The sequence below is a fragment of the Flavobacterium jumunjinense genome (genome assembly GCF_021650975.2).
Classification (GTDB): Bacteria; Bacteroidota; Bacteroidia; order Flavobacteriales; family Flavobacteriaceae; genus Flavobacterium; species Flavobacterium jumunjinense.
Genome location: NZ_CP091285.1, coordinates 1,376,198 through 1,402,371, shown reverse-complemented (window position 1 = coordinate 1,402,371; position 26,174 = coordinate 1,376,198). Strand labels below are relative to the sequence as shown.

Sequence of the window (26,174 nt, the reverse complement as noted above, 5' to 3'; positions counted from 1 at the left end):
TTAATTAATTATCAATTACAAATATAATTTTAATATAAGAATTGACAAATTTTCATTTCAAAATACTAGACTTATTATGCAATATAATTTTTATTAATTTAAATCCTTTAAGATATCTAGGAATAAAAATCTTGGGATTTGAAAAACACCTATGCAACCAACCTAAATAAATTTGATCCATCCAAGTTGGCATTTTACCTTGTCTTCCCGTTTTAAAGGCTATTGCTGCTCCTGTACATAAGATTGCAGGTTTATAGGATAAATTTTCTTTTAAATACAATCCTAGTTTTTCTTGTGTCCCTCCTCCAATGTTAATAAGAATCCATTTTGGTTTTTTTTCTTCCAATCGGTCTAATAAATCGACATCAATTATGGTTTTTTTATAAAAAGGTGCAGTATAATTATATGCTTCTTCTAAATCAAATTTGGCATTGTTTAAATATTGAGTATTAATTTGACCATCAAGTTCTGAAGGATTAATTAAAAACAATTTACCTTGATTTACTCTATCATTTTGTGATAAAAAATGATTAATAAATTCTAATCCTGATATTTTTTTTAATTTGTTTTTATATAAAAAATTCCAAATCAATACCATATAACCACTATCAGGAATTACGATATCTGAATTTAATAAAGAATTATAGTATGACTTATCATCTTTAATTGTAACTAAAGCTGGTGCTGCTGGTACTGTCATTAATCCTCCATTTTCTTTTAGAAAATTAAAAGCTCCTTCCACTAAACCATTATAGAATTTTATACCTAATATTTGAACAAATTGATAACTCATTTCAAAAAAATTTATGCAATAATACTTAATTTTTAAAGTACTTTAAATCAAATTTATCTTAAATGTTTAATTTAATTGTATTTTTGGATTCTAAAAAATCTATTAAAATTCGAATGAAAAAAATTTTAGAAAATCACTTAATCATGAGTGGCTTATATAAAGCAGCTTCTGGCTTGTCTTTATTTTTATCTATTCGAATTTTAATAGATTTTTTAGGAATTGAAGAGTATGGTCTTTGGGTGCTTATTTTTACTTTTTTTCAATGGGTATTATTAATGGATTTTGGAATCCAAAGCTCATTAAAAACAAAAATTCCTGTTTTATTACATGAAAACAAGCACGATTTGTTAAAAAGTTATATTAAAACAACTTATAAGTTTTCAACATATATTGGCTTAATAGTTTTCTTTAGTTTTTTGATATTTAGTTATTTAGTAGATATAAAATCCTTATTAAATATTGAAAATCACTCAAGGACTTTTATTAATAATTTATTTCTTTTAAATGTTTTTTTCTTTTGTTTGAACTTCATTATAAACATTCAAAAATCATTGAATGTTGCTTTTTTAAAAGGAAAATATGCTGAACAATCTATAGCACTAAATCAATTTGGTTTTTTTATTTTATTATTTATTTTAGTTAATACATTTAGTAATGTTAATGTAGAAGTAAAATTATTAATGATTACAATCGTAAATGGTACATTCGCATTAATAATAAATATTATTTATACCTATACTTTTTTTAAAAGAGAACAATTAAATTTAAAGACAAAAACAAAAACTCCTCCATTATTTATAACTAATTTATTAAAATTAGGATCAAAATATATGTTGATAGAATTAGGTATAATTTTTATATTTACTTCTGATAACTATATTATTTCAAATGTTTTTGGCACATCAAAAGTTACAGTATATGAAGTAGTTAATAAGTTGTTTCAGTTTCCTTTTTTAATTTTATTTGCAGGACTTTCACCATTGTGGTCGATGTTTGCAAAACATTATATTGAAAAAAATAAAAATGCTTTATTAACAGCTTTTAAAAAATTTAATCTTTTTTTTAGTGTAATTGTTATAGCTGTTGTTTTTTTAGCATTATTAATTCCTTTTATTCTATCTATTTGGCTAAACGAAAAAATTGTATATCCAAGTCATTTTATATTATTAATATCTTTAGTAACTTTAATTAGAATTTATGTTACTTTCTATACTTTCTTTTTAAATGGAATAGGTAAATTGAATCTTTATATTTTATTTATATTAATAAGTGTAATAATAAAAATTCCATTGTCATATTTTTTTGTAGATTTGGGCTTCGATATAAACAGTGTTGTTTTGTCCTCATTAGTTATTATGGTACTTTGGGTTATTTTTATTCCATATAAGTGCTACAAAATTGTAAATTCTATTGCCATAAATGAATAAATTTATATATAAAAACAAAGCTGTACTTTTAAAATTTAAACATTTTTTTAATTCTTTAACAGGAATTGAAATTAGTAGGTATCCAACACCTGAACTAGACAGAAGAATTAAACTTTTAAAAGACTATAATATTAACCTAGTAATTGATGTAGGTGCAAATATTGGTCAATATGGTTCAGAATTGAGAAATATTGGTTATAGAGGCCGAATCATATCTTTTGAACCTACTTCTGAGGCATTTACTAAATTGAAGAAAGCCTCTTCAAGTGACAATTTATGGGAAGTTCATAATGTTTCTTTAGGAGAGCGGGATGGTGAATCAACTATAAATATATCTAAAAACTCTGTAAGTAGTTCTATATTAAAAGATTTACCTCAATTAACTAGTAGTGCTCCAGAGGCTACTTTTGTTACTACTGAAACTATTACAATTAGTAAACTAGACACACTATTTTCAAAACTTAATTTAAAGGATAAAAATATTTATCTTAAAATTGACACACAGGGTTATGAAAAAATGGTTCTTGATGGTGCAAAAGATTCTCTAAAAAAAATAGCTGGAATTCAAATAGAAATGGCTCTTATTCCTTCTTATGAAGGAAGTTTAACATTTGAAGAGATGAGTAATTTTCTTAAATCTTTAGATTTTAAATTAACCACGATTGAAAGTGGCCATTACGACAAAAACACAGGCAAACTATTAGAAGTAGATGGTGTCTTTTTTAAATAAAACATAATAACGATGCATACATTTCAAAAACTATCTGTTATAATTCCTGCATATAATGAAGGACCTACTATTCATTTTATTTTAGATAAATTACAACAGGTAAACTTGTTAAACGATATTGAGAAAGAAATAATAATAGTTAATGATTGTTCTAAAGACAATACGGAAAATGCTATTAAAAAATACATGAACAGCAATCCTACTTTAAATATTCAATATTTTAAACATGAGGTTAATAAGGGAAAAGGAGCAGCATTACATACCGGTATTCAAAAAGCAACTGGTGATTATTTAATCATACAAGATGCTGATTTAGAATATGATCCGCAAGAATATAATTTACTTTTAAAACCTATTTTAGATGGTTTTGCTGATGTTGTTTACGGAAGTAGATTTGCTGGTGGAAATCCTCATAGAATTTCCTTTTTTTGGCATACTATAGGTAATAAATTCTTGACTTTTTTATCAAATATGTTTACCAATTTGAACTTATCAGACATGGAAACCTGTTATAAACTTTTTAATACCAGTATTATACAATCAATACCTTTAAGAGAAAATCGTTTTGGCTTTGAACCCGAAGTTACGGCAAAAATATCAAGAGTACCAAAAATTAGAATTTATGAGGTAGGTATTTCTTATTATGGTAGAACCTATGAAGAAGGTAAAAAAATTGGTTGGAAAGATGGCTTTAGAGCTATTTATTGTATCATGAAGTATGGACTTTTTAGAATAAAATAAAATGGAAATTAAAGAAATTGATTTAGAAGGTTTAGAAACTTTAAATGTTATTGAAAAAGCAAATAAATTCAATAAATGGATGTTTGACACCATCAAACCACATTGTAAAGGAAAAATACTAGAAATAGGAAGTGGTATTGGAAATATATCTGAATATTTTATAAAAGACAAACAAGATATTATTCTAAGTGATTTAAGAGATAATTATATAGAAATAGCCAAAAATAAATTTACGAATGAAGTAATAAAAATTGATTTGGTTGATGCTGATTTTGATACTAAATATACTAATTTATTAGGAACTTTTGATACTGTTTTTGCTTTAAATGTGGTAGAGCATATTAAAGATGAAGTACAAGCAATTACAAACTGTAAAAAACTATTAAAAAAAGGAGGTCACCTTATTATTCTAGTACCTGCTTATCAAAGTTTATTTAATCAATTTGATGTTGAACTTGAACATTATAGAAGATACACTCAAAAAAGCTTAAAAAAAATAATTATAGAAAATCAATTAACCATAAAAAAAACATTTTCTTTTAATGTGATAGGTATATTAGGTTGGTTTATTACTGGTTCTGTTTTAAAGAAAAAATCAATTCCAGAAGGACAAATGGGTTTGTTTAATAAATTGGTTCCTATATTCAAATTAGCTGATGTGCTTACTTTTAGAAAAATTGGATTATCTGTAATTTGTTTTGCTATTAAAGATTAATCTATGCTAGTCCTTTTGTTTTGTTTATTTTTATCATGTATTTTATTTTACACATATGGTGTATACTTTATATCTATTTTTAATAGTGAAATGAATAGATATTCTTTTTTTGACTCTTTTTTTATTGGATTTTGTTTTATAGGTACTATATTAAATCTTTGGTCAATCTTTTTACCTACAAATATATTTTCGATTCTTTTTTTGATGCTTTTTGGAATTTATATTTATTACAAGCAAAAAAAGTTTTTAAATCTCAAAGTAAAAAAGTTTTTTAGAAAAATTAAAGAAAACAAACTTATTTCTTTATTGATATTAGCAATAATTTTAATACAATTATTATATTCTGTAGGAATTCCAAAAAATTATGATTCTTATCTTTATCATATAAATTCAATACAATGGAATGAAAAATTTTCAGTTGTACCTGGTTTAGCCAATTTACATGATAGATTTGGATTTAACTCTTCTCAATTTGTATTGTCAGCAGCTTTTTCATTCAATGAACTTTATAATCAATATATTTTTACAACCAATTCCTTGTGCTTTTTAATTTTTTTTATTTGGATATTACTTTATTCTTTTCATAAAAAAAACTTGTTTGGACTAATTGCATTACTATTTGGATATTATTTTTTTTATCAATATCACACCGATTTATCTTCCCCAAGTACAGATTTAATACCAAATTTGTTATTTGGCTTTTTAATGCTAAAATTAATTTTTAATTCTGATTCAATAAACAATAAACGTTTGTTATTTATTGTGCTCTCTTTTTTTATAATAACTTTTAAAATTTCACTCCTCCCAATAGTAATTATTGGTTTAATTTCAATCTATCTTCATAAACAAAACTTTCCTTTTTTTATAAAAAAAACTTTCCTTTTTGGTATTATATTTATTTTACCTTGGATTATTAGAAATGTAATACTAACCGGATATGTAATATATCCATTGTCAAGTCTAGATGTTTTTAATTTTGATTGGGAAGTTTCAAAAGAAAGTGTGGTAGATATTCAAAAATGGATTTACTCATGGGCCAGAATTCCTTTCAAAAATCATAATGAGGTACTTTCTTTATCTTTCTTTGATTGGTTTTCTGTATGGTGGCAGAATTGTCTAATGAGAAACAAAATTATCTTTATAATCTCATTATTTTCTCCAATTATTTTTACTTTTTATTTTTTTACGAATAAAAAGCAAAAAAAATTACATATATCAATTACATTTATTATTTGCTATGTTACACTTTTGATTTGGTTATTTACTGCACCTGATATTCGATTTTCTTTTTCAGCTTTATTAATTTTATGTGCTTTTCCATTAATTTTATTAAATAAATATATTTACCGCTTTACAAAAGTTATAAAAATATCAATTATTTTATTTAGTTTATTTTTCTTATATGAATTCCTAACAATAGGAAATAATTTGTTTTTAAGTGAATTTAAAAACTATAAAAAAATTGAAAATTATTATTATTTACCTAGTGATGTTTATTATGTAAAATATAAAAGAAAAATTGAATATAATCAATTAGAATATAAAACACCCGAAGGGTTAAAAATTAATCTTTTTGAACCAAAAAACAGATATACTCAATGCTTTGATAAGTTTCCTTGCTCCTGGTATTTAGATAATACAATTAAATTAAGGGGTGAAGATTTAAGTGATGGTTTCAAGAATGATAAAAACTAAATTATTTGAATATCAATAATTAACTATTGATATTACATGCACGTCAAAATAGCACTCATACTTGTCTATATTTGTATAAATAATTATTCATGAAAATAAACTTAAATAAATACTTATTATATTCTTCTGTATTTGCCATATTTACAGAAGCTTTTTTCTTTAATTTTATTATAGATTGGAAGTTACTGTATTTAATAATTTTTGTTAACTTTATAATACTTCTTAAGTATAAAAAATTAACATTCAATATCAATTTCATTAACTTACTTATATTTTTTTTTATTCATGGTGTTATTTCTTACACAAAAATAAAAATTCCCTATAACTTTATGCTTTCCCAAATTCTTGGAATTGCTGTTGTTGGTACTTATTATTACAATTTTGTTAAACTATACAAACCAATAGAAATTATTAATGTGTATTGCAAAATGGCATTTTGGGTTGCTTTAATCGGTTATCCAATGTTTTTTTTAGGATTTAATTTTGGACAGCATGGAGACACAAGACTGTATAGCATATTTAAAGAACCCGCACATTATGTTATTGTTGTATTGCCGGCTTGTTATTATTTTTTTAAAGAAAAAAAATACTTTTCGTTTTTAGTTATTTTTGGCACTCTAATTCTTTCTTCTTCCTCATTAGGTTATGTAGGTTGTGGTTTGCTTTTTTTATTGCCTAATTTAACCTTAAAAAGAGTAAAGTATTTTTTAGCAATTACACCACTTTTAGTAATCACTTTTATCTATGTTTATAATAACTTTGAGTTTTTTAAAATGAGAGTTGAAGAAACATACTCTTCTTTAAATGTTATTAATACTGGAAAATTTGATGAGTATACTAATTTAAGTACTTATGTATTAGTTAGTAATATGTATGTAGCTAAGAAAAATGTTATTGAACACCCTTTAGGAAGTGGAATTGGGAGTCATCACTTTATGCATACCCAACATTATCTAAAAGAAATGAGACCACCACCTTATTTGGTTTCTCAAAATAAACAAACTGACAACTCATTTGATGCAAATTCTTTATTTACTAGAATTTGCTCTGAATTTGGAATTATTGGATTTTTATCTATTGTATTTGCTTTGTTTTTTGTTTCAAAGAGCTATAAACATAAAGAATTATATTTTGCACAAGGAGTAGTTATTTATTTTTTGTTAAAACTATTTCGTGATGGAACTTATTTTCCACCTGAACTATTCTTCTTTATTTGGATTTTTTACTTTTCATATAAAGACTTTTTAGCTACTAAATTAACTCAATAAATTTCTTTATAAAACTCTTCGGTTTCTGAACAACATTTTTCCCAACTAAATTTTTTAGATTGTTTAATTCCTTTTTCAATAATTATATCTCTTTCGGTATTTTTACTTAAAATTGCTAAGTATTCTTTGGCCTCTATAGAGTTTAATTCATTTAATAATAAACCCGCTGAGCCAGAAACTTCGGGTATAGATGAACTATTTAATGCAATAACTGGACAACCTGCCTTCATTGCTTCAATTACAGGAATTCCAAAACCCTCATAGTTTGAAGGATATATTAATGCCAAAGCATTATTGTATAAAATATTCAAAGTAATATTGTCGATGTTTGTTAATACATCTACGTTATCTATAGCATTACCAATTTTTAATTTTTCTTCTTTATTTAAAGCTTCTCCAACAACAACTAATTTATAAGATGTTTCTTTTAAAATATTAATTACAAAATCAAAATTTTTATAGTTCTGTCTTCCTCCAACAAATAAGATATAACCATTCTTTTCTATTGAAAGTGGTAATTGATTTATATTTTCTTTATTTAAAATAAAAAAATCATCGCTTACTCCATTATGGATTATTGTAACTTTTTGATTTTTCTTCGGTGGACAAAATTTTAATAAATCTTTATAAGTATTATCTGAAATACAAATTATTCCTGATGCTTTTTTAATACTCTTATATTTTAAAAAATTGTGAGTTTGTTTTTTTAAAAAAGAAGAATGAAAATTATGAGTAAAATCGTGTACAGTTGTAACTTCTTTTCCAAAAGTAGTATCTGATAAACTTCTATAGTAACTAGAATGAAATAAAAATGGTTCTTTTTCATTAATATTTACTTTAGCCATTCTTTCTAAAATAGATGATCTATAATTTTTAGTTTCCTTAATTATTTTCTCATTAGGAATTTTTAAAAGCTTTCTATGGAAGTTTGAAATTGAATTAGTGCCTTCATAAAAAGTAACATCATGATTGCTTTTAATTAAGTGCTTCGATAGTTCGAACCAGTAGTTAGAAACTCCTCCTTGCTTAACATGTGAATATATTATATTGTCTAAAATTAATTTCATTAATTAAAACTTACAATTATTTTTTTAAACTTTCCATATCAGACATTGTCTTTGACTTCAAAAAAAGCTGTAATGGAAATGATAAAATATACAGTATATGTTTTGCATATTTAAAGCGAAGAAACATACTACTTAAAATATTTATTTTTTTTGTTGTAAAAAAATGCAAATTATTTAAGTTATAATAATTTACATCATATTTTTTAGCCAAAAATTCCATGCTTTTTCTTGAATATAAAGCAATATGCTGACCATGTTCTCTTCCATAATACCACCATGTTTCTGGATTTGGTGAATTATCAGGAATTAGTTCTGTTGAAAAAATTACATTTTTAGAAATTGAAAATATTTTTTCTATTTCTGTTAAAGGCTCTTCAAAATGTTCAAAGCTTTCAAAACTTGTAACTACATCATATTTAATACTCTCTTTTTGTTCAAAACCTCTCGAAAGAAGGTTTTTTGTATAAGGATCATTCCAATGAAAATTAAACCCTATATCTCTCATTAAACGAGTAAAAACACCATAACCACCAGCATAATCAATAAAATTATATTCTTTCTTAAAAAAAAGCAATATAATACTTGTTACAATTTTAGAAGATCTATTGTTTCTTAACATTATTCCTGTATCAGTAAGGTTCATAGGGTTAGCATATGATTCCTCTAACCAATAAGGTTGTTCCGTTTGAACAAATTTACAATTTATACATCTAAAATAATCGACATCATATTTGTATAAAATTTTTGTTGTAAATATTTTTTCAATTTTGCTATTACAAATTTTACAATTATTCATTTTAAAATATTTATATAAACAAAAAGAAGTTTTTAAAAAAACTTCTTTTTGTAATACTATTTAATCAATATGTGTTCTATTTTTTCACTTCCCACAATTCCTGGAGGGTACTTATTTGAGTGAGATATGTCACATCTTTGTTTAGCTTCATCCCATTTAAAAGATTCATCAGCTAAAAAATAATCCAAATATTTATAATCACTACCGTCGAAAACCATTTTACCGTTTTGTTCTACAGAAATACCTTTCATAACCAAAGTGCTTTGGTCTTTATTTGTACTTGCTACTATAGAAAAACTTTCTACTGGTGTGTTTTCCGGAATTTCAATGCTAATTCTTTGAATAACATCAGATCCTTTTACTTTGACAGCAATTGGTTTGTCATAAAGGAAATAGTTGTCTACTTTACAGAAAACAGATAAACTATCATCTTTTATATAAATTGCATCTAAAATTAAAGTAGTTTTTAAAGACTCTTCTGCAATTTCAGAAAAATCGGCTTCTTCTTTTTTTTCTCTACCACAAGAAAAAAAAGTAACTCCTACAAGTAATAATAAGGCTATTTTTTTCATTTTTAAAAATAATTAATTTTTAGCAAATGTAGCTATTTTTTAATAATCCCTTCAAACAATAAATAAAAAAAAATATCCCCTTATATTTGCCATTATATTAAAATAAAAAATAAAAAATGAATATTCGTTTTGATAAATTCTTTTACTTTTTAATCCCCGTTTTATTTATTTTCCCTTTATTGAAAGAGAGCTTCATTTCATTAATGATAATATTACTTTCTGTAAACACTTTGTTTTATTTATTACAAACAAAAAAGTTTTCGTTAAACAAAGAAATTTTAATCTTTACAATTCCTTTTTTGATAGTGTTATTTGTTAGCGTTATCAAATTTGAAAGTCTAAACGATTTAAAACCATTACAAAACGCACTTTTATTTTTAATTTTTCCTGTTCTTTTTTTTAATATTCCTAAAAAGCATTTTTCACTTGAAAAGATTAATTTATATTTTGAAATTTTAAAATATACGCTATTAATAATTGCCTTAACTTATTATTTTAGTTTCTTTTATTATTATGATTTTAATGATCTTTTTGTATACAAATATAATATTCCAAAATTTAGAGATTATATTTATAATGAAATTCCTTTTTTTAAAATACATCCAACATATTATACTTCTATTGCATTATTTTCAATTACTCGATCTTTTGATCAGATAATAAATAAAAAAAAATATTCAGAATTATTTTTTATTGTTTTTTTTTCCTTTACAATATTCACTTTTTTAGCAAAATTTAATTTAATATTTCTATTAATATTATTTGGATATATTGTGTTTTTTAGATTAAAACTAACTTCGTTCAAGAAAATTACATTATCAATACTTATTTTTTTATTTTCCCTATCTTGCATTTTATATATTCCAGGTATTAAAAATAGATTTTATGAAATGGTTAATAGCTATAATAATCCTCCAATAGGAATGGAATATGATTCAACAAATATTAGGGTTTCAATTATTAAATGTAGTAGCTCAATTGCAAAAGAAAATTTTTGGTTTGGTATAGGCTACAACAATATAGAAAGTGAGTTACTACAATGCTATAAAGAAAATTTCCAATCAAATTTTTATAAAGAAAAAAAATATCTAACACATAATTATTTTATGTATATCTTACTAGGAGGAGGTGTTATTAGTTTATTAATTTATTTATTATTCTTATATAAAGTATTTGTCAATATTAAATTTATAAATACTTTTTTATTAACAGTTACAATGATAAATATTTTTTTACTAAATTTTACAGAAGATTTCTTTTATAGACAAAAAGGATTGTTTTATTTTTCTTTAATTTTTTTTACATTTCTAATGCATAAAAAACAGATTAGTAATCATGAATAACCCTTCCAGTATAATGTTGAAAAACTCCTTCTTCAAGAGGTCTGTTTTTTATTATTATATTACCAACTCCATATATGTCTCCATATATGCTTTTTAATGGATATAAAATTATGTCATTTGATCCTTTATGATTTATAAATAAATTTTCACTAATAAATAATTCTTCTGCATTAAATTTTCCAATTCCCCAATAAAAAGAAACATTTAAGTTTTGAGAAAAACCGTCCATATAAAAATTTGAAACATTATTACTTTCTATAAAAAGATTAATACAATTTACTGTTAGATAAAAATCTCCTGTTCCTGCTCCATCAGACAAATCAATAGAAACAAACTTCAATTCTGGAAAACCTAGTACTCCATCACTTATAATATCTTGTTCAGTTTTACTATGAATTTCTATTAAATTAGGAGCTGTTACATATATAATTGTTAATCCATAATCTCTAGTAATATTACACGTTGAATTATCTTTAACAATCAACATATCATCAACTACTTTAACGTCCAAATCATCAATTATATTATCACTAGTTTCAACTCTTACTTCATAATTTGGTCCTTCTTTAATTACTAAACCAACTCCACTATAAACTTTAACTTTAGTAAAATCTTCTAAAGGGAAACTTTGTGAAACTCTATTTCCATTGCCCTTAAAGCAATCTTCAGAAATACCACAGCTTGTAACTATAAAAAGTAATAAAACAAGTGCTATTTTTATGTGTTTTTTCATTATAAACGTATTCCTAATGTTACTTCAATTGCCTCTGCTCTTCCTCCGTGTGTTTTCAAACCAACTCCAGAAAATAATTCTTTGGTAATATAATATTTTGCTCCTATACGTTGATAAATATCAATTTCATATTTAAAAGGTTTGTAAATATAATACCCTAATTGTGTTTCAATTGATAATTTATTTATAAATAATTCATGACCAATAAATAACCCTACTCTTTTATAATCAACGTCTGCATCACTATAGGATTTGTGTCCTTTAGGAAAAGCTACAGAAACAAATTTAATATAATCACGCAAATATCGTGAAAAGAAAACATCTGTCCCTAATTGCAAAGCACTTTTTCTTCCAATTCTTTTATCAGCATATAAGCCAATATGATAAAATTGTCGTTGCCCTAAATGAGGAACTGGTCCTTCAGAAACACCTGTTCTAAAAGCTAAATTATATTTTATTCTTTCTTTATAAGTTTCCTTGCTAGCTAATGTGTCTCTTATAAACTCTTGAGAATTATTAAAATTATAATTTAATCCAACATTTAATGCAACCGTATTAATTCCACTATTGGGTGCCTTAAATCTTCCATTTGAAAAATGAGTTAACATAAAACCAGCTTGAAAACCTATTCTATCTAGAATATTTTCTTTTTTATATTGCAACATAAAATAAGTATTATCCATTACTTTTGTTCCAAATGCATTATTTTTGTTATTTGTTTCTTTATTATATGGGTTTGAAGTTAACCCAATACCTTGTGAAATACGAAATATTAAATTTCTATTTAAAAAATAAAAATTATAGTGTAGTCCTATTGCAAAATTATAACCCAAAAATTTGTTTTTAAAATCTAAATAGTGAATTGAAATTCCATAATCCGGATAATTATATACTTGTTCCCACTCTTTATTACCAAACGTTTTCCAATTATAACTTAACATAAAACCGTCTGGATGCCCTGTTATTAAGTGTCCAACATCATTTGTATGTTTAATAACATTTCCCCTAAAAAGTTGTGCATCAAAATAAGCTATATTCTTCTTTTCTTGAGAAGTAGCGTAGAGTGAATATATAAGAAATAAAAACAAACTTATTCTCCTAATCATATTTTTTATATTTGAACATGTTTATATAAACTATCTTTCCAATCATTAATTTCAATATCAAAAATTGTTTTAATTTTAGTTTTATCTAATACACTGTATTTTGGTCTTTCTGCTGGTGTAGGATAGGATAAAGTAGAAATTGGCTTTAAATCTATTTGAATATTATTTATCTTAAAAATTTCTTTAGCAAAATCAAACCATGAACAAAACCCCTCGTTGCTAAAATTGTAAATTCCAAATACTTTTTGCTGTTTATCATTTGGAAAAAGAATGATTTTTATTAAGCTTCTACTTAAATCAACAGCATTCGTAGGTGTGCCTATTTGGTCATTTACAACCAATAATGATTCTCGTTCATTTCCTAAACGAATCATTGTTTTCATGAAATTATTTCCAAACTGTGAATATACCCAAGATGTTCTAATTATAAAATGCTTATCCCAGTTGTTCTGAATCTTTTGTTCTCCATCTAGCTTGGTACGTCCATAAACTCCTTTTGGATTTGGAATGTCTTTTTCTGTATAAGCTTTGGAAGATTGTCCGTCAAAAACAAAATCGGTAGAAATATGGATTAAAATAGTATTATACTCTTTACAAACATTGGCTAGGTTTTCAACCCCTTTAACATTAATTTCAAATGCTTTTTTTAATTCAACCTCAGCTTTATCAACAGCAGTATATGCTGCAGTATTTATACAGTAATTTGGCTTTATTTTTTTAAAAACAGAAGAACACACATTTTGTTTTGTAATATCTAGTTCAGATGAACTAGAAAACACAAATTGAATTTCTGGATAATCTTCATAAATAGACTGCAAAGCTTGTCCTAATTGTCCGTTCGCTCCAGTAACTAATACTACCATATTCTCTTGGCATTTGCTAACATTGGTAATTCTCCATCCTTATCGGAAATAATTAATTCTTCAATAGAAAAATTCCAATCTATATTTATAGTTGGATCATTAAATATAATTCCTCCTTCACTTACTGCATTATAAAAATTATCGCATTTGTAAAAGAATGTAGCTGATTCACTTAAAACTAAAAATCCATGGGCAAAACCTCTAGGAATGAATAATTGTTTTTGATTTTCAGCAGTCAATACAATGGATATATATTGTCCATATGTTTCTGAATCAGGACGAATATCTACCGCTATATCTAAAACTTCTCCTTCTAATACTCTCACTAATTTAGCTTGAGTATTTTCTCCACATTGATAATGTAGCCCTCGTAAAACTCCTTTAGTAGAATGAGATTGATTATCCTGAACAAAATTAACTTTTTGTCCAACTCCATTTTGAAAAGTTAACTCATTATAGCTTTCCATAAAATAGCCTCTTTCATCTTTAAAAACTCTAGGCTCAAGAATAAAACATCCTTTTAAATCTGTTTCTATAAATTCCATTTATTCTGCTAATAAACTCATTAAGTGCGTTCCATAACCACTTTTAAGTAATGGTTCTGCTATTTTTTTTAATTGAATCTTATCAATAAAACCCATTCTATAAGCAGCTTCTTCAATTGCTCCTATCTTTAAACCTTGACGTTCCTCAATCACCTGAACAAACTGACTAGCTTGCATTAATGAATTAAATGTTCCCGTATCAAGCCACGCTGTTCCCCTATCTAAAATACTTACTTGAAGTTTTCCTTGTTTTAAATATTCTTTATTAACATCTGTTATTTCTAATTCACCTCTAGTACTTGGTTTTATATTTTGAGCAATGTCAACAACAGAATTATCGTAAAAATAAATACCTGGAACTGCATAATTAGATTTTGGTTTTAAAGGCTTTTCTTCTATAGACAATACTTTCCCATCTTTATCGAAATCAACTACACCATATCTTTCAGGATCATGAACATGATAAGCGTAAACTATTCCTCCATTTGGATTATTATTATCCTGTAGAAGCTCTGCTAACCCCGTACCATAAAAAATATTATCCCCCAATATTAAAGCAACTTTATCATTTCCAATAAACTCTTTTCCGATTATAAAAGCCTCAGCTAATCCATTTGGGTTTTCTTGAATAGCATATTCAAATCTACAGCCTAAATTTTTTCCATCTCCTAATAACTTTTGAAATAATGGTAAATCATGAGGCGTTGAAATAATTAATATCTCACTAATTCCTGCCCAAATTAAAGTAGAAAGTGGATAATATATCATTGGTTTGTCATAAATAGGCATTAATTGCTTACTTACCGCTAATGTTAATGGATGTAACCTAGTGCCAGAACCTCCTGCTAATATTATTCCTTTCATGTTTTAAAGTTTTAAGTCGAAAGTTTTAAGTCGAAAGTTATTAAAAACTCATGCTTTAAACTTATTTAAATACCATTCCACTGTTTTTAAGATTCCTGTTTCAAAATTTTCATCTGCTTTCCAACCTAACTCATTCTCAATTTTAGTTGCATCAATTGCGTATCTTTTATCATGACCGGGTCTGTCTTTTACAAATGAAATTAAATCTTTATAATTTCCTGCTTTTCGAGGTGTTTTATTATTTAATATATCGCAAATTTTATCTACTATATATAAATTATTACGTTCATTTCTTCCTCCAATATTATACGTCTCTCCAGCTTTTCCATTCTTGAAAGCTAATTCAATTCCTTTACAATGATCAATTACATATAACCAATCACGAACATTCTTACCGTCTCCATAAATAGGAATTTCTTCACCAGCCAATGCTTTTCTAATAATTGTAGGTATTAATTTTTCATTATGTTGCTTAGGTCCGTAGTTATTTGAACAATTAGTTGTCACTACATTCATTCCATACGTATGAAAATAACTTCTCACTATCATATCTGATCCAGCTTTTGATGCAGAATAAGGGCTATTAGGCGCATAGGGAGTTGTTTCTTCAAACAGACCAGTTTCTCCTAATGTTCCATATACTTCATCAGTAGAAACATGATGAAAGCGTGAATTTTTAAAATTAGCAACATATTCATTTGGAGCAGACATCCAAAGGTTTCTTGCTGTATCTAAAAGATTAAAAGTGCCTAAAACATTAGTTTTAATAAATGCTTCTGGTCCAGAAATAGAATTATCAACATGACTTTCTGCTGCAAAATGTATTACGTCATGAAACTGATATTTGGTAAACAATCCCTCTATTAAGTTTCTATCACAAATATCTCCTTGAACGAAAGTATATTTTGGATTGTTCTCTATCTCTTTTAGGTTTTCTAAATCACCTGCATAGGTCAGTAAATCTAAATTAACCAAATTATATTCTGTATTATTTTGTAAGAAATATGAAATAAAATTTGCGCCAATAAAACCTGCACCGCCTGTTATTAAAATAGTTTTCATAAATTAAACAGTATTTCTTTTATTCATCTGTTTTTTATAAAAACGAATAAATCCTTTCATAAATAAAAATATCAAAATAAATAGAAATGGTAATATCAATTTTGTTTTACCACTCAATCCTTCAGTATTTTTACTGTTTATTGATGTATTAATATCTTTAATGATTTTATCACTATTAACTAAGTTTATCTTATTATAACCTTGTTCTTTAATTAAATCTTCTTTCGTTTTTATTATATCATTCAATTGGCTATTTTCATTATAATAAACAAGTTTATCACTTTTTTGATTACTTGAAGATGTCTTAGAAAAATCATTAAGTAAATTATCTATTTGACTAACCGTAACATCGTTTGCTACAATTTTAACCTTTAAATTTTCTATAAACTGTTTTTGAATAACTTCAAAATAATCTGACTTGTTTAAATAACTTAATATAGATGAATGCAATTTTTCGGATGTTATTTTATTAGTTGTCTTTATTTTAATAACGTGATATAAATAATTTTTACTTGTAACATCATCTTTAATTATTTCTTTCAAATCTCCATCTTCCGCCATTAATTTTATCAAACCAAAATTACTCTCTTTTGAATCTATAAATTGATAAACATCAATAATTGGCTCAATTTCAATTCTTTTAAAATCACTTTTATCTATAAATCCTAACTTGTTTAGAAAAGAAGTATCTTTTTCTTTTCTTTTTGATTCTAATAAATTAACTTTAGAGTATAAATAATCTGTACTTCCAAAATTAGGCAATACAATGATTTCATGATCATATATTTTAGAATCTTTATCTAAATAAAATCCTAGTCCAGCTCCTAAAATAAATAAAACAATAACAATGATGATGTTTCTTTTTAAGAAAAGAATAAAATCAAAAATTTTATCGATAAATAATTGATAAAACTCACCGATTTTTTTAAAAACTTGACCTAAATCAATCTCTTGATCTTGAGAATTTGTACTCATTTAAAATTATTTTACATTAAAAATTTGCTCTAAAATCTTAATTGTTATTAAATAGGTAGGTTTCACTCCTGTAGTTCCTAATCCTCCAGATGCTAATGTACTTCCCGTTTCTAATGGGTTATCCGAAGCGTAATAAGCATATCGCACTTTTACATTTGGATTGATACTTTTTCTAATTTTTGAAGCAGATTGAATCGCTTTTTGGTAATAAGCTCCTTCCATTTCAAGTCCAATTGCTTTCCAAGTCGATTCGTGGAAGAATTTTAATAAATCTCTATTTTGAAGTGATGTTCCTAAAACAGAAACCATCGGTCCTTGAAAAACTGGAATTCCGTTACCTGCAAACATTTCTAAGGTTAACATATTGTCAAAAGGATAATTATCTGCTGTTCCTTCATTAATATGTGCTGTTGGAATCATTATATCACCTTTTCCTCCTTGTAGAATTCCTGCTTTACCCATAATAGATACCGACTCTACATTTAATAATAATGTTTCTCCTTCTTCTGTTTTATATGGTTTTAGTAATTCATCTATAGTTTCATAAGCTTGTTCTCCAAAAGCATAATCCATAACGATTAGAATTGGAGTTTCTTTTTCAAATTTTGAATTAGAAAAAACAGTCTTTTTAAAATCAATTTTTGAAGTGTCAAATATTTGTACATCTATATTTGTTCCTGAAGTATCTAGTAGAGAAATCATACCATTTTGTAAAGCATATTCTTCTACTTTTTTTCTTAATACATCACTTCCAGACTTACTTAAGTCTTCAAAAACTTGATATTCTGCTAAATCTTTATATTTTTTTCCTAAAACTGGTTCAGCAAAAATTGAATTCATTACACTGTGCATATTGGCACTAATTATGTGTATTGGTTTTTCAATTAAGTTATTTTCAAATAAAACATCTTTAATATTGGTTGCCCAGATATCTCCATAAATATGGTGCCCTAATCTTTCTCTTAAAATTGGACTAAAAGTAATTGTTCTTTTATTGTTATCAACAATTTCTTCAATAGCTAATTTTCCTAACCAATAAATAACATGTAAGAAACGGTCCGGAACATCTATTGTTGCAAAATCATCATAAATATCTTGAACTTCTGCAAAAGTTCTTCCTAAGACATTAGAAGCATGTGAAAGAGCTTTTTCTCTTTCGATTAAAGTTAACTTCTTTGTCTGTTTTACTACTTGCTCTAATTTTTGCCAATCTCTAGAAACAGTTCCCTCATCATCTATTAAAACTCTATCTTTAATTTTATGAGATTCTATAAAAATGAATGTTAAATGTGTTAAAATATCATAGATATCAGATCTACCACGCGTAATTTCTACATTCATTTGTTCATCATCAATTCGATAACAATTTCTACGTCTTTTTGGAGGTACAATTGCTCTAAAATGAGATTTTGAATACCCTTCATCTGAAGTAAGATTAATATATCTACACTCTTCAATTCCAATTGGTAAACGTTCAATTACATAAAGTAATCCATTTAATTCTACTTTTTCTTCCGCAATACTACCATAGATTTCTGGTCTTAGTTGTAATAAAGCTTCTCTTAAAGTATCTCCTGAAACACCCATTGGTTTATAAAAACCTCTATTAAATAAATGTCTCATTGTAATGTACAGTCGTTCAATAGCTCCTGACGACTCTTGCGCTCTAGAACGCGAAATGTTTTTAATGTCTTTCATTAATATTTATGTTTATCTAACCAACAAAGGTAAGATTTTTATTTTTTAATTGGTTAATGTTAGATTAATAGCTGGTTCAAATATTGTTAATTTATCGTTTGAATCTTGCTCATTTACTTTTTTATTCCACTTTCCTCCAAAAAAACTATATAAAAAATCACGTTCTACATAATTATATAAAACCAATGGATAATGTGTTGTTTTAGTTTTTTTACTTTTTGTATAAGGATCTACAATTTGTCTTTCAAGCTTATTACTTTCTATCATTAATTTTTCATAGGCTACAAAAATACCATTAGTAGGCATTACCAAATTATGATCTGATATATCAAACTTATTTTTTAAAACTCCTTTTTTAATAATCACTAAAAAATCATTGTTTAACAGCTCTTCACCTGGAGAACCATCTTTATTAACACTGTAAAAATGAATTTTTATTGTAGATTCTTCTATTTTACTATCCGTTTGAATACTTACTTTTTTTATAAATTGAGTTTTTTTATAAGAATCTTTATAAGGGAAATACTTAGCTTCAATTTTTGGTCCGTTATCGAATGTTTGCAAAATAGCATTTGGAGTTTTGCCTATCTCTATTACTTTCGTTTCTTTTTTATTTAAAAGAACTACTTCATTTAATTCTATAACAGTTGCTTGTAGAAAAACCTCTTTTGCATTTACTATCTTAATCGTCTTCTTTTGAAATCCTAATGCTGAAAAAACTAAATTTTTATTCGTCTCTTTTACATTCATAGAGAAACTTCCATCAAAATCTGAAGTTGTTCCTATTTCTTCATTTTCAACCCATATGTTCACAAATGAAATTGGCATACCAGAAACGCTATCTTTCACTACTCCTTTTATTTGAGCTGTGATTGAATAGGTCATAAAAATCATCAACAGTACATAAAATCTGTGCTCTTTCATTTTAGGGCAAAATATTTAATTTATCTGCTATGTTTCTATTATCACTTAATCTAGGTAACTTATTTTGTCCACCTAATTTCCCTATTGACTTCATATATTCTTGAAAACCATTCTTTTGTACTTTAGAAATGACTATAGTACGAAGTATTTTACCAACAATCAAATCGTCATAATATACATTTTGTTTTCGCATTGCATTATCTATCCTTAAAGAAAAGTCTTCAAGATTTTCTGGTTCTTCATCAAATTCTATAAACCATTCATGATAAGGTAACCCTTCTTTTGGGGTAATTTGTGGTGCAACAGTAAATTCATTTACACTCACATTGGTATTCTCCATTGCTTCTTGCAAAGCACTCTCTACTTCTTTTCCTATAACATGTTCTCCAAATGCCGAAATAAAATGTTTAATTCGACCTGAAACAATTATTCTATATGGTTTTAAACTAGTAAATTGTATTGTGTCACCAATATTATATGCCCACAAACCTGCATTTGTAGAAATGATTAAAACATAATTAATTCCTAACTCTACTTCTCCAATTGTATAACGTTTTGGGCTTTCATTAAAAAACTCATTAACTTTTATAAATTCATAAAAAATTCCTGAATTTAATAAAAGTAACATCCCTTTTTCTTTTTGAGAATCTTGATAAGCAAAAAATCCTTCCGAAGCAGGAAATAACTCTATAGCATCTACTTTTCTACCTATTAAACTTTCAAATTTTGCTCGATAAGGCTCATAATTAACACCTCCATAAATAAATAAATTGAAATTCTTGAATATTTCTCCAACTGGTTTGTTTGCTTTTTCTTTTAGCTTTTCAAAATACATTTGCACCCAAGAAGGAATTCCAGAAATAACCGCCATGTTTTCATTGATGGTTTCTTTCACAATTGTATTCACTTTCAGTTCCCAGTCTTCAATGCAATTAGTTTCCCAAGATGGCATTCTGTTTTTTTGTAAATATTTTGGAACATAATGCGCTACAATTCCTGATAATCGACCTAAGTTGATTCCATTTTTTTCTTCCATAATAGGACTTCCTTGAAGAAATATCATTTTCCCATCTACAAAATCTGCATTTCCAGTTTCATGAATATAAGACAATATTGCATTTCTTGCCGCCTGAATATGAAACGGCATCGACTCTTTTGTTAGTGGAATATATTTTGCCCCAGAAGTTGTTCCAGAAGTTTTAGCAAAATAAATTGGTTTTCCTTTCCATAGAACGTTTTCTTCTCCTTGAACAACTTTCTCAACATAAGGCTTAAGTTCCTCATAATCTCTTATTGGAACATTTCTTGTAAAATCTTTAGCAGTTTTTATAGAAGAGAAATTGTGGTCTTTTCCAAATTGTGTCTCTTTTGCTGATTGTATTAATTCTTGAAATACTTTCTTTTGAGTTTCAATTGGATTATTAACCCATTTTTGAGTTTTTTTATGAACTTGTTTTGCGAAAATTTTGGCTGCAAAAACTTTTATTGACATAGGTTAATTAAAATTAATAAACTGAGTTGGGTCTATTGGGAAACCATCTTTCCACAGTTCAAAATGTAAATTTATACTTGTTTCTTGATTTGAAGTATTTCCTGTTAAAGCAATAACTTCTCCAGATTTAACAGTATCTCCTTGCTTTTTAGTAACAGAACCAGCATTTTTATAAACAGATAAAATTCCTTCCTGATGTCTGGCAATAACTACATAGCCATTTGAAGGTGTCCAATCTGCGAAAATAATTGTTCCTGCTGCAACAGATTTTATTGGAGTATTATTTGCTAATGCTATCTTAACAGCAAGATGATTATTCTTAGCATGATATTTTTCTATTATTACTCCTTGAGCAGGCGGAAATAACACAAAATTAACTTTAGGTTTAGCTGTTTCAAAAACGTTAAATTTATCTTCAGCAATAACTTTTTCTCTCAATTCCTTTTCAGCACTTGAAGCTAATAATGTTTTTTCGTCTACAACTTGCTTTTCTGTAGCTTTTAAAGAATCTTTATTCAACTTAGCGTACTCTAAATCTCCTGCTAAAACTTTCTTTATTGACGCTATATAAATATTATTCAGTTTGAAAGATTTTTCTAAAGAGTCTGATTTTATAGCTAAGTCTAATGCGTTTTTCTTTAATTCTGTAGATGCATATCCAGGAATATACTCTCTTAATGGTGTAAAAGCAATAATATATGATGTGATACCAATTAAAAAAATTGCTGATAAAGTAACAACAACAAAAACATTCATCAAATTCAATTTTAATGAGAATGTTTCTTCAAAAGTATCTTCATTAAGAATTACTAACCTTCTTTTGTTTAGTAATTTTCTTAAAAGTAATTTTCTCTTTATACTTCTTTTTGCCATTTTACTCTTAATTGTTCCCACAAATATAGTAATTACAACGGTTTTTTAAGTTATTGCGTATAATTATTAGTTAAAAAATATGGGTTTATCTTTTTCTTATTATCTTTGTACTATTAATTACTGAAATCATGAATGCATTAACAATATTTTTAGGCGTTGTAGGAGCTCCACAAATAATTTTAGTTGTGGTTATAATTTTATTACTTTTTGGTGGTAAAAAAATTCCTGAATTAATGAAAGGTCTTGGTGGTGGAGTTAAAGAATTTAAAAACGCAATGAAAGAAGAAGACCAAAAATTAACTTCTAAAAAAGAAGACGAAACTAAAGAATAGTAGCTTTATTTTTAAATACTATTCTGTTTATAATAGAACACCTTATTGAGTTTAGGCCCAATAAGGTGTTCTTGTTTTATAAAACATTTTGTATATATTTGGTTTTTTAACAAATAAAACTTTAAAAAATCATGAACAACTTTAAAAAAATTATTATCATTAGTGTTTTAGTATTTGGTTTTTCAAATGCTTTTGGACGAGCGAAAATTCCTTTTGGAAAAAGAGAAGTCATTGAAATTGTAAGCGAATTACCCGACAATGAAATGTATGAAACTAGTGAAGGAAGCCTAGATTACCTAGATTTAGCAACACTTCATGAAGAATTTAATATTGCTTGGATTCTTCCTTTATGGATAACAAAAGAGCCTAAACTTGTTTTATATAGCTCTAAATCTGAAACATATTATGACCTTGACGAAGAAGAGTTAGCTTTAACTTTATCTGAAAATAAAATTAATAAAGAAGATGTATTAAAAGTACCATTCTATAATAAATATGGCGGAAAAATTATATTAGGGATAATTTTAGCTCTTATTATATGGAGTTATATGGGTAAAAAAGACGAAGACGATATTACACCAACTGAAGTATAATTATGGATTTAAATTCATTAATAATTCCTGGATTCGTCCTTTCAATTGGTTTTGTAATGATGTTTTATGTTTTAAATAAAAATAAGAAACACATTAATAATCAAGATTTAGAAAAAGAAAGAGCACATACTGATAAGTATCAAACTGAACTATTAAGTGGTGAATATTCTTATATTAATAAATGGATGAAGAATGCTCCAATAGATGCATTCACTTCCTCATCAATTACTTACACTGGTTTAGATAGAGCTAAAGATGTTGGTAAAGACTTATTAAAGTCGGCAATGACTTTAGGAACTGTAAAATTCCGAACAGTAGAAACACCTTCTTTTGTAGTATTAAGTGAAGGAAAAATGCATTATTTGAGTACTGATGTTGAAGGTGATTTAAAAGAACATTTAATCTTTAATTCTGAACGTCTAAACCAAGCAACTGTAACATTAGATGCTACAAAAGGTAATGAAAATGCAGCTTCAAAAGCAAAAGAAATTCTTGCTACTAAATACTTTTTTAACTTTGATATTGATGGGCAAAAAAGTACAATAGAAGTTCATGACAGGTTAGCCTTTAATAATGATGTTACTTCAATGTTTGGTAGTAGTTATTCTAAAAATTTAACTAGAAATCAAATTGTAGGAGAACAGTTTTATGCTAAAATAAGTGCGCTTTATCCAAACTTGAAAGCGAAGAGCTAGATTGATTTTATTATCATTTTAAAAGCCAAATTTCAATACTTTTTGAAATTTGGCTTTTCTTTAATTACAATATCATCGTCAACTGAATCCTTTTCCTAGCTTCATCCACTTCAACAACTTTAATTTGAACGTGTTGATGTAGTTTTACAAATTCATTTACATCGGAAACAAAGCCTTCTTTAAGTTGTGATATATGAACTAATCCGCTTTCTTTTATTCCTACGTCTACGAAACAACCAAAAGCAGTAATATTGTTGACAATTCCTGGTAAAATCATACCTTGTTTTAAATCTTTTATTGTTCTAACATTTGGGTCAAATTCGAATACTTTTGCTGATTTTCTAGGGTCTAATCCAGGTTTTTCAAGCTCTTTTAAAATATCTTGTAAACCTAAAATACCTATTTCTTCCGTAATATAATTTTCTGGCTTAATTTGACTTATTTTTTCTTTATTAGCGACTAATTCATTCGTTTTTATACCTAGATCTTTAGCCATTTTCTCAACTATTTTATAGGACTCAGGATGTACAGCTGAATTGTCTAACGGATTTTTTCCATCTCTAATTCTAATGAATGCTGCTGCTTGTTGAAAAGCTTTTTCTCCTAATCTTGGTACTTTCTTTAGTTGTTTTCTGTCTTCAAAAGGTCCGTTTTCTGAACGATAGGCAACAATGTTTTCTGCCATTTTTTCTCCTATTCCAGATACATAACTCAATAATGATTTACTTGCAGTATTGATATTAATTCCTACAGAGTTTACACAACGAATTACTGTATTGTCTAGTTCTTCTTTCAACTTAGTTTGATCTACATCATGTTGGTATTGACCTACTCCTATAGATTTGGCATCAATTTTAACCAATTCTGCTAAAGGATCTGAAAGTCGTCTTCCAATTGACACAGAACCACGAACTGTGACATCATAACTAGAGAATTCTTCTCTAGCAATTTTACTTGCAGAGTACACCGATGCTCCTGCTTCTGAAACCACAAATACTTGTACAGGTTTATCAAAAGCTATTTTTTTAATAAAGAATTCTGTTTCTCTAGATGCTGTTCCATTTCCTATTGATATGGCTTCAATTCCATATGCATTTACCATAGAACGAATTTTTTTCATCGCCATTGCACTCTCGTTTTGAGGAGCATGTGGATAAATAGTTTCGTTATTTAACAAATCGCCTTTTTCATCCAAACAAACTACTTTACAACCTGTTCTATAACCCGGATCTATCGCTAAAATTCGTTTTTCTCCTAATGGTGGTGCTAATAATAACTGACGTAGATTCTCTGAAAATACATCAATCGCTTTTACATCCGCTTTGTTTTTTGCTTCTTGTAGGGTTTCATTTGAAATTGCAGGTTCTAACAATCTTTTATAACTGTCTTTTATTGCTAGTTCAATTTGTTGTGTTGTTTCATTATTTGACTTGATAATAGTATCTTCAATAAAAGAAATGGCTTCTTCTTTGTCTACTTCTATCTTAAATTTAATAAATCCTTCTGCTTCTGCTCTTAATATCGCTAATAATCGATGTGAAGGTGCTTTAGCTAATGGCTCAGACCATTCAAAATATTGTGAAAATTTCTGAGCTCCTTCTTCGTCTTTTTTGGTTTTTACTACTTTTGTAGTAATTTCAGCCTGACGTTGAAACATTCGTCTTAATGCTTTTCTAACGTATATATTTTCATTTATCCATTCGGCAATAATGTCTCTTGCTCCTTGCAAAGCATCATCTTCATTAATTACCTTATCATTCAAATATTTTGAAGCTAAAAACTCAATATCATCATTTCGCTGCGACATGATAATCTTAGCTAATGGTTCCAATCCATTTTCGCGAGCAACATCGGCTTTTGTTTTCTTTTTCTTTTTATAAGGTAAATAGAAATCTTCTATTTCTTGCAAATCGAAACTTGTTTCTATTTTTTGTTTTAATTCTGGAGTTAGAGCATTTTGTTCTTCTATAGCTTTTAAAATGCTCTCTTTTCGCTTACAAATCTCATCATATTGTTTTTTTGATTTCGCAATGTTTTCAATTTGAACCTCATCTAGATTACCTGTTGCATCTTTTCTATAGCGTGCTATAAAAGGAATTGTACAGTCTTCTGATAGTAGTTTAAGCGTTGCTTCAATATTTTTATCTGAAGTATTTACTTCTTTTTTTATGAATTGTATGTTTGTCATTACTTAATGAATATGATGCTATTTATTTGGCTGTAAAAATAATTTTATTTGTCTAAAAAAGATAAAATCTATGTATTGAAATTT

26 protein-coding genes are annotated in these 26,174 nt (G+C 26.5%); 10 read left to right on the top strand and 16 right to left on the bottom strand.

The window, feature by feature from the left end:
* Positions 1 to 52 precede the first annotated feature (52 nt).
* Positions 53 to 793 (bottom strand): WecB/TagA/CpsF family glycosyltransferase, encoded by a 741-nt coding sequence (locus L2Z92_RS06335; RefSeq protein WP_236457994.1) that lies wholly within the window; start codon positions 791 to 793, stop codon positions 53 to 55.
* 113 nt (positions 794 to 906) lie between these two features.
* On the opposite strand from L2Z92_RS06335, the gene L2Z92_RS06330 reads away from it, so the two are divergent.
* The 6 genes from L2Z92_RS06330 (at position 907) to L2Z92_RS06305 (ending at position 7,369) form a co-directional block, all read left to right on the top strand.
* The gene (locus tag L2Z92_RS06330) at positions 907 to 2,220 is read left to right on the top strand and encodes a lipopolysaccharide biosynthesis protein (protein WP_236457993.1); all 1,314 of its coding nucleotides are present in this window, start codon (positions 907 to 909) and stop codon (positions 2,218 to 2,220) included.
* Complete coding sequence (locus tag L2Z92_RS06325) at positions 2,213 to 2,950, top strand: FkbM family methyltransferase (protein ID WP_236457992.1); 738 nt, start codon at positions 2,213 to 2,215, stop codon at positions 2,948 to 2,950. The genes L2Z92_RS06330 and L2Z92_RS06325 overlap by 8 nt, the downstream gene beginning before the upstream one ends.
* Positions 2,951 to 2,962: 12 nt before the next feature.
* Complete coding sequence (locus L2Z92_RS06320) at positions 2,963 to 3,691, top strand: glycosyltransferase family 2 protein (RefSeq protein ID WP_236457991.1); 729 nt, start codon at positions 2,963 to 2,965, stop codon at positions 3,689 to 3,691.
* Position 3,692: 1 nt separating this feature from the next.
* Positions 3,693 to 4,406, top strand: a complete 714-nt coding sequence (locus L2Z92_RS06315; RefSeq protein WP_236457990.1) for a class I SAM-dependent methyltransferase — start codon at positions 3,693 to 3,695, stop codon at positions 4,404 to 4,406.
* A gap of 3 nt (positions 4,407 to 4,409) precedes the next feature.
* Entirely contained in the window at positions 4,410 to 6,101 is a 1,692-nt protein-coding gene (locus tag L2Z92_RS06310) for an LIC_10190 family membrane protein (RefSeq protein ID WP_379678155.1), read from the top strand.
* Between the two features lie 89 nt (positions 6,102 to 6,190).
* Positions 6,191 to 7,369 (top strand): O-antigen ligase family protein, encoded by a 1,179-nt coding sequence (locus L2Z92_RS06305; RefSeq protein ID WP_236457988.1) that lies wholly within the window; start codon positions 6,191 to 6,193, stop codon positions 7,367 to 7,369.
* Here the strand turns inward: L2Z92_RS06305 and L2Z92_RS06300 are convergent.
* From L2Z92_RS06300 to L2Z92_RS06290, 3 genes are read right to left on the bottom strand one after another with little or no spacing between them, the layout of a single operon-like run.
* Positions 7,363 to 8,436, bottom strand: a complete 1,074-nt coding sequence (locus tag L2Z92_RS06300) for a glycosyltransferase family 4 protein (RefSeq protein WP_236457987.1) — start codon at positions 8,434 to 8,436, stop codon at positions 7,363 to 7,365. The two genes, L2Z92_RS06305 and L2Z92_RS06300, sit on opposite strands and share 7 nt — an antisense overlap.
* A 16-nt stretch (positions 8,437 to 8,452) precedes the next feature.
* Complete coding sequence (locus L2Z92_RS06295; RefSeq protein WP_236457986.1) at positions 8,453 to 9,232, bottom strand: class I SAM-dependent methyltransferase; 780 nt, start codon at positions 9,230 to 9,232, stop codon at positions 8,453 to 8,455.
* A gap of 56 nt (positions 9,233 to 9,288) precedes the next feature.
* The gene (locus tag L2Z92_RS06290) at positions 9,289 to 9,804 is read right to left on the bottom strand and encodes a hypothetical protein (protein ID WP_236457985.1); all 516 of its coding nucleotides are present in this window, start codon (positions 9,802 to 9,804) and stop codon (positions 9,289 to 9,291) included.
* Between the two features lie 116 nt (positions 9,805 to 9,920).
* Between L2Z92_RS06290 and L2Z92_RS06285 the strand changes: the two genes are divergently transcribed.
* Positions 9,921 to 11,147, top strand: a complete 1,227-nt coding sequence (locus L2Z92_RS06285) for an O-antigen ligase family protein (RefSeq protein WP_236457984.1) — start codon at positions 9,921 to 9,923, stop codon at positions 11,145 to 11,147.
* Here L2Z92_RS06285 and L2Z92_RS06280 read toward each other — a convergent pair.
* The 11 genes from L2Z92_RS06280 to L2Z92_RS06230 are packed head-to-tail and all read right to left on the bottom strand — an operon-like array spanning position 11,131 to position 22,282.
* On the bottom strand, positions 11,131 to 11,880 hold the full coding sequence (locus L2Z92_RS06280) for a head GIN domain-containing protein (RefSeq protein WP_236457983.1): 750 nt from the start codon (positions 11,878 to 11,880) through the stop codon (positions 11,131 to 11,133). The genes L2Z92_RS06285 and L2Z92_RS06280 overlap by 17 nt on opposite strands.
* Positions 11,880 to 12,986 (bottom strand): acyloxyacyl hydrolase, encoded by a 1,107-nt coding sequence (locus L2Z92_RS06275; RefSeq protein ID WP_319800400.1) that lies wholly within the window; start codon positions 12,984 to 12,986, stop codon positions 11,880 to 11,882. Before L2Z92_RS06275 ends, L2Z92_RS06280 begins: the two co-directional genes overlap by 1 nt.
* 5 nt (positions 12,987 to 12,991) lie before the next feature.
* Complete coding sequence (rfbD, locus tag L2Z92_RS06270) at positions 12,992 to 13,849, bottom strand: dTDP-4-dehydrorhamnose reductase (RefSeq protein ID WP_236457982.1); 858 nt, start codon at positions 13,847 to 13,849, stop codon at positions 12,992 to 12,994.
* Positions 13,843 to 14,394 carry a dTDP-4-dehydrorhamnose 3,5-epimerase gene (gene rfbC, locus L2Z92_RS06265; RefSeq protein WP_236457981.1) on the bottom strand — a complete coding sequence of 184 codons (552 nt, stop codon included), beginning with the start codon at positions 14,392 to 14,394 and terminating at the stop codon, positions 13,843 to 13,845. Before rfbC ends, rfbD begins: the two co-directional genes overlap by 7 nt.
* Entirely contained in the window at positions 14,395 to 15,258 is an 864-nt protein-coding gene (gene rfbA, locus L2Z92_RS06260; protein ID WP_236457980.1) for a glucose-1-phosphate thymidylyltransferase RfbA, read from the bottom strand.
* A gap of 48 nt (positions 15,259 to 15,306) precedes the next feature.
* Entirely contained in the window at positions 15,307 to 16,320 is a 1,014-nt protein-coding gene (gene rfbB / locus L2Z92_RS06255; RefSeq protein WP_236457979.1) for a dTDP-glucose 4,6-dehydratase, read from the bottom strand.
* A gap of 3 nt (positions 16,321 to 16,323) precedes the next feature.
* Positions 16,324 to 17,295 (bottom strand): hypothetical protein, encoded by a 972-nt coding sequence (locus L2Z92_RS06250; protein ID WP_236457978.1) that lies wholly within the window; start codon positions 17,293 to 17,295, stop codon positions 16,324 to 16,326.
* A 6-nt stretch (positions 17,296 to 17,301) separates the two neighbouring features.
* Positions 17,302 to 18,993 (bottom strand): DUF6909 family protein, encoded by a 1,692-nt coding sequence (locus L2Z92_RS06245; protein WP_236457977.1) that lies wholly within the window; start codon positions 18,991 to 18,993, stop codon positions 17,302 to 17,304.
* 45 nt (positions 18,994 to 19,038) lie between these two features.
* Entirely contained in the window at positions 19,039 to 19,917 is an 879-nt protein-coding gene (locus tag L2Z92_RS06240; protein WP_236457976.1) for a carboxypeptidase-like regulatory domain-containing protein, read from the bottom strand.
* Between the two features lies 1 nt (position 19,918).
* Positions 19,919 to 21,409, bottom strand: a complete 1,491-nt coding sequence (locus tag L2Z92_RS06235) for a GH3 auxin-responsive promoter family protein (RefSeq protein WP_236457975.1) — start codon at positions 21,407 to 21,409, stop codon at positions 19,919 to 19,921.
* A gap of 3 nt (positions 21,410 to 21,412) precedes the next feature.
* Positions 21,413 to 22,282, bottom strand: a complete 870-nt coding sequence (locus tag L2Z92_RS06230; protein WP_236457974.1) for a murein hydrolase activator EnvC family protein — start codon at positions 22,280 to 22,282, stop codon at positions 21,413 to 21,415.
* Positions 22,283 to 22,410: 128 nt separating this feature from the next.
* On the opposite strand from L2Z92_RS06230, the gene tatA reads away from it, so the two are divergent.
* From tatA to L2Z92_RS06215, 3 genes are all read left to right on the top strand, one after another.
* The gene (gene tatA, locus L2Z92_RS06225; protein WP_236457973.1) at positions 22,411 to 22,614 is read left to right on the top strand and encodes a twin-arginine translocase TatA/TatE family subunit; all 204 of its coding nucleotides are present in this window, start codon (positions 22,411 to 22,413) and stop codon (positions 22,612 to 22,614) included.
* Positions 22,615 to 22,745: 131 nt separating this feature from the next.
* Complete coding sequence (locus tag L2Z92_RS06220) at positions 22,746 to 23,207, top strand: hypothetical protein (protein ID WP_236457972.1); 462 nt, start codon at positions 22,746 to 22,748, stop codon at positions 23,205 to 23,207.
* A 2-nt stretch (positions 23,208 to 23,209) separates the two neighbouring features.
* Entirely contained in the window at positions 23,210 to 23,902 is a 693-nt protein-coding gene (locus tag L2Z92_RS06215; RefSeq protein WP_236457971.1) for a hypothetical protein, read from the top strand.
* Positions 23,903 to 23,966: 64 nt separating this feature from the next.
* On the opposite strand, the gene L2Z92_RS06210 is transcribed toward L2Z92_RS06215, so the two are convergent.
* Positions 23,967 to 26,090, bottom strand: coding sequence for a Tex family protein (locus tag L2Z92_RS06210; protein ID WP_236457970.1), 2,124 nt, complete (start codon positions 26,088 to 26,090; stop codon positions 23,967 to 23,969).
* Positions 26,091 to 26,174 lie beyond the last annotated feature (84 nt).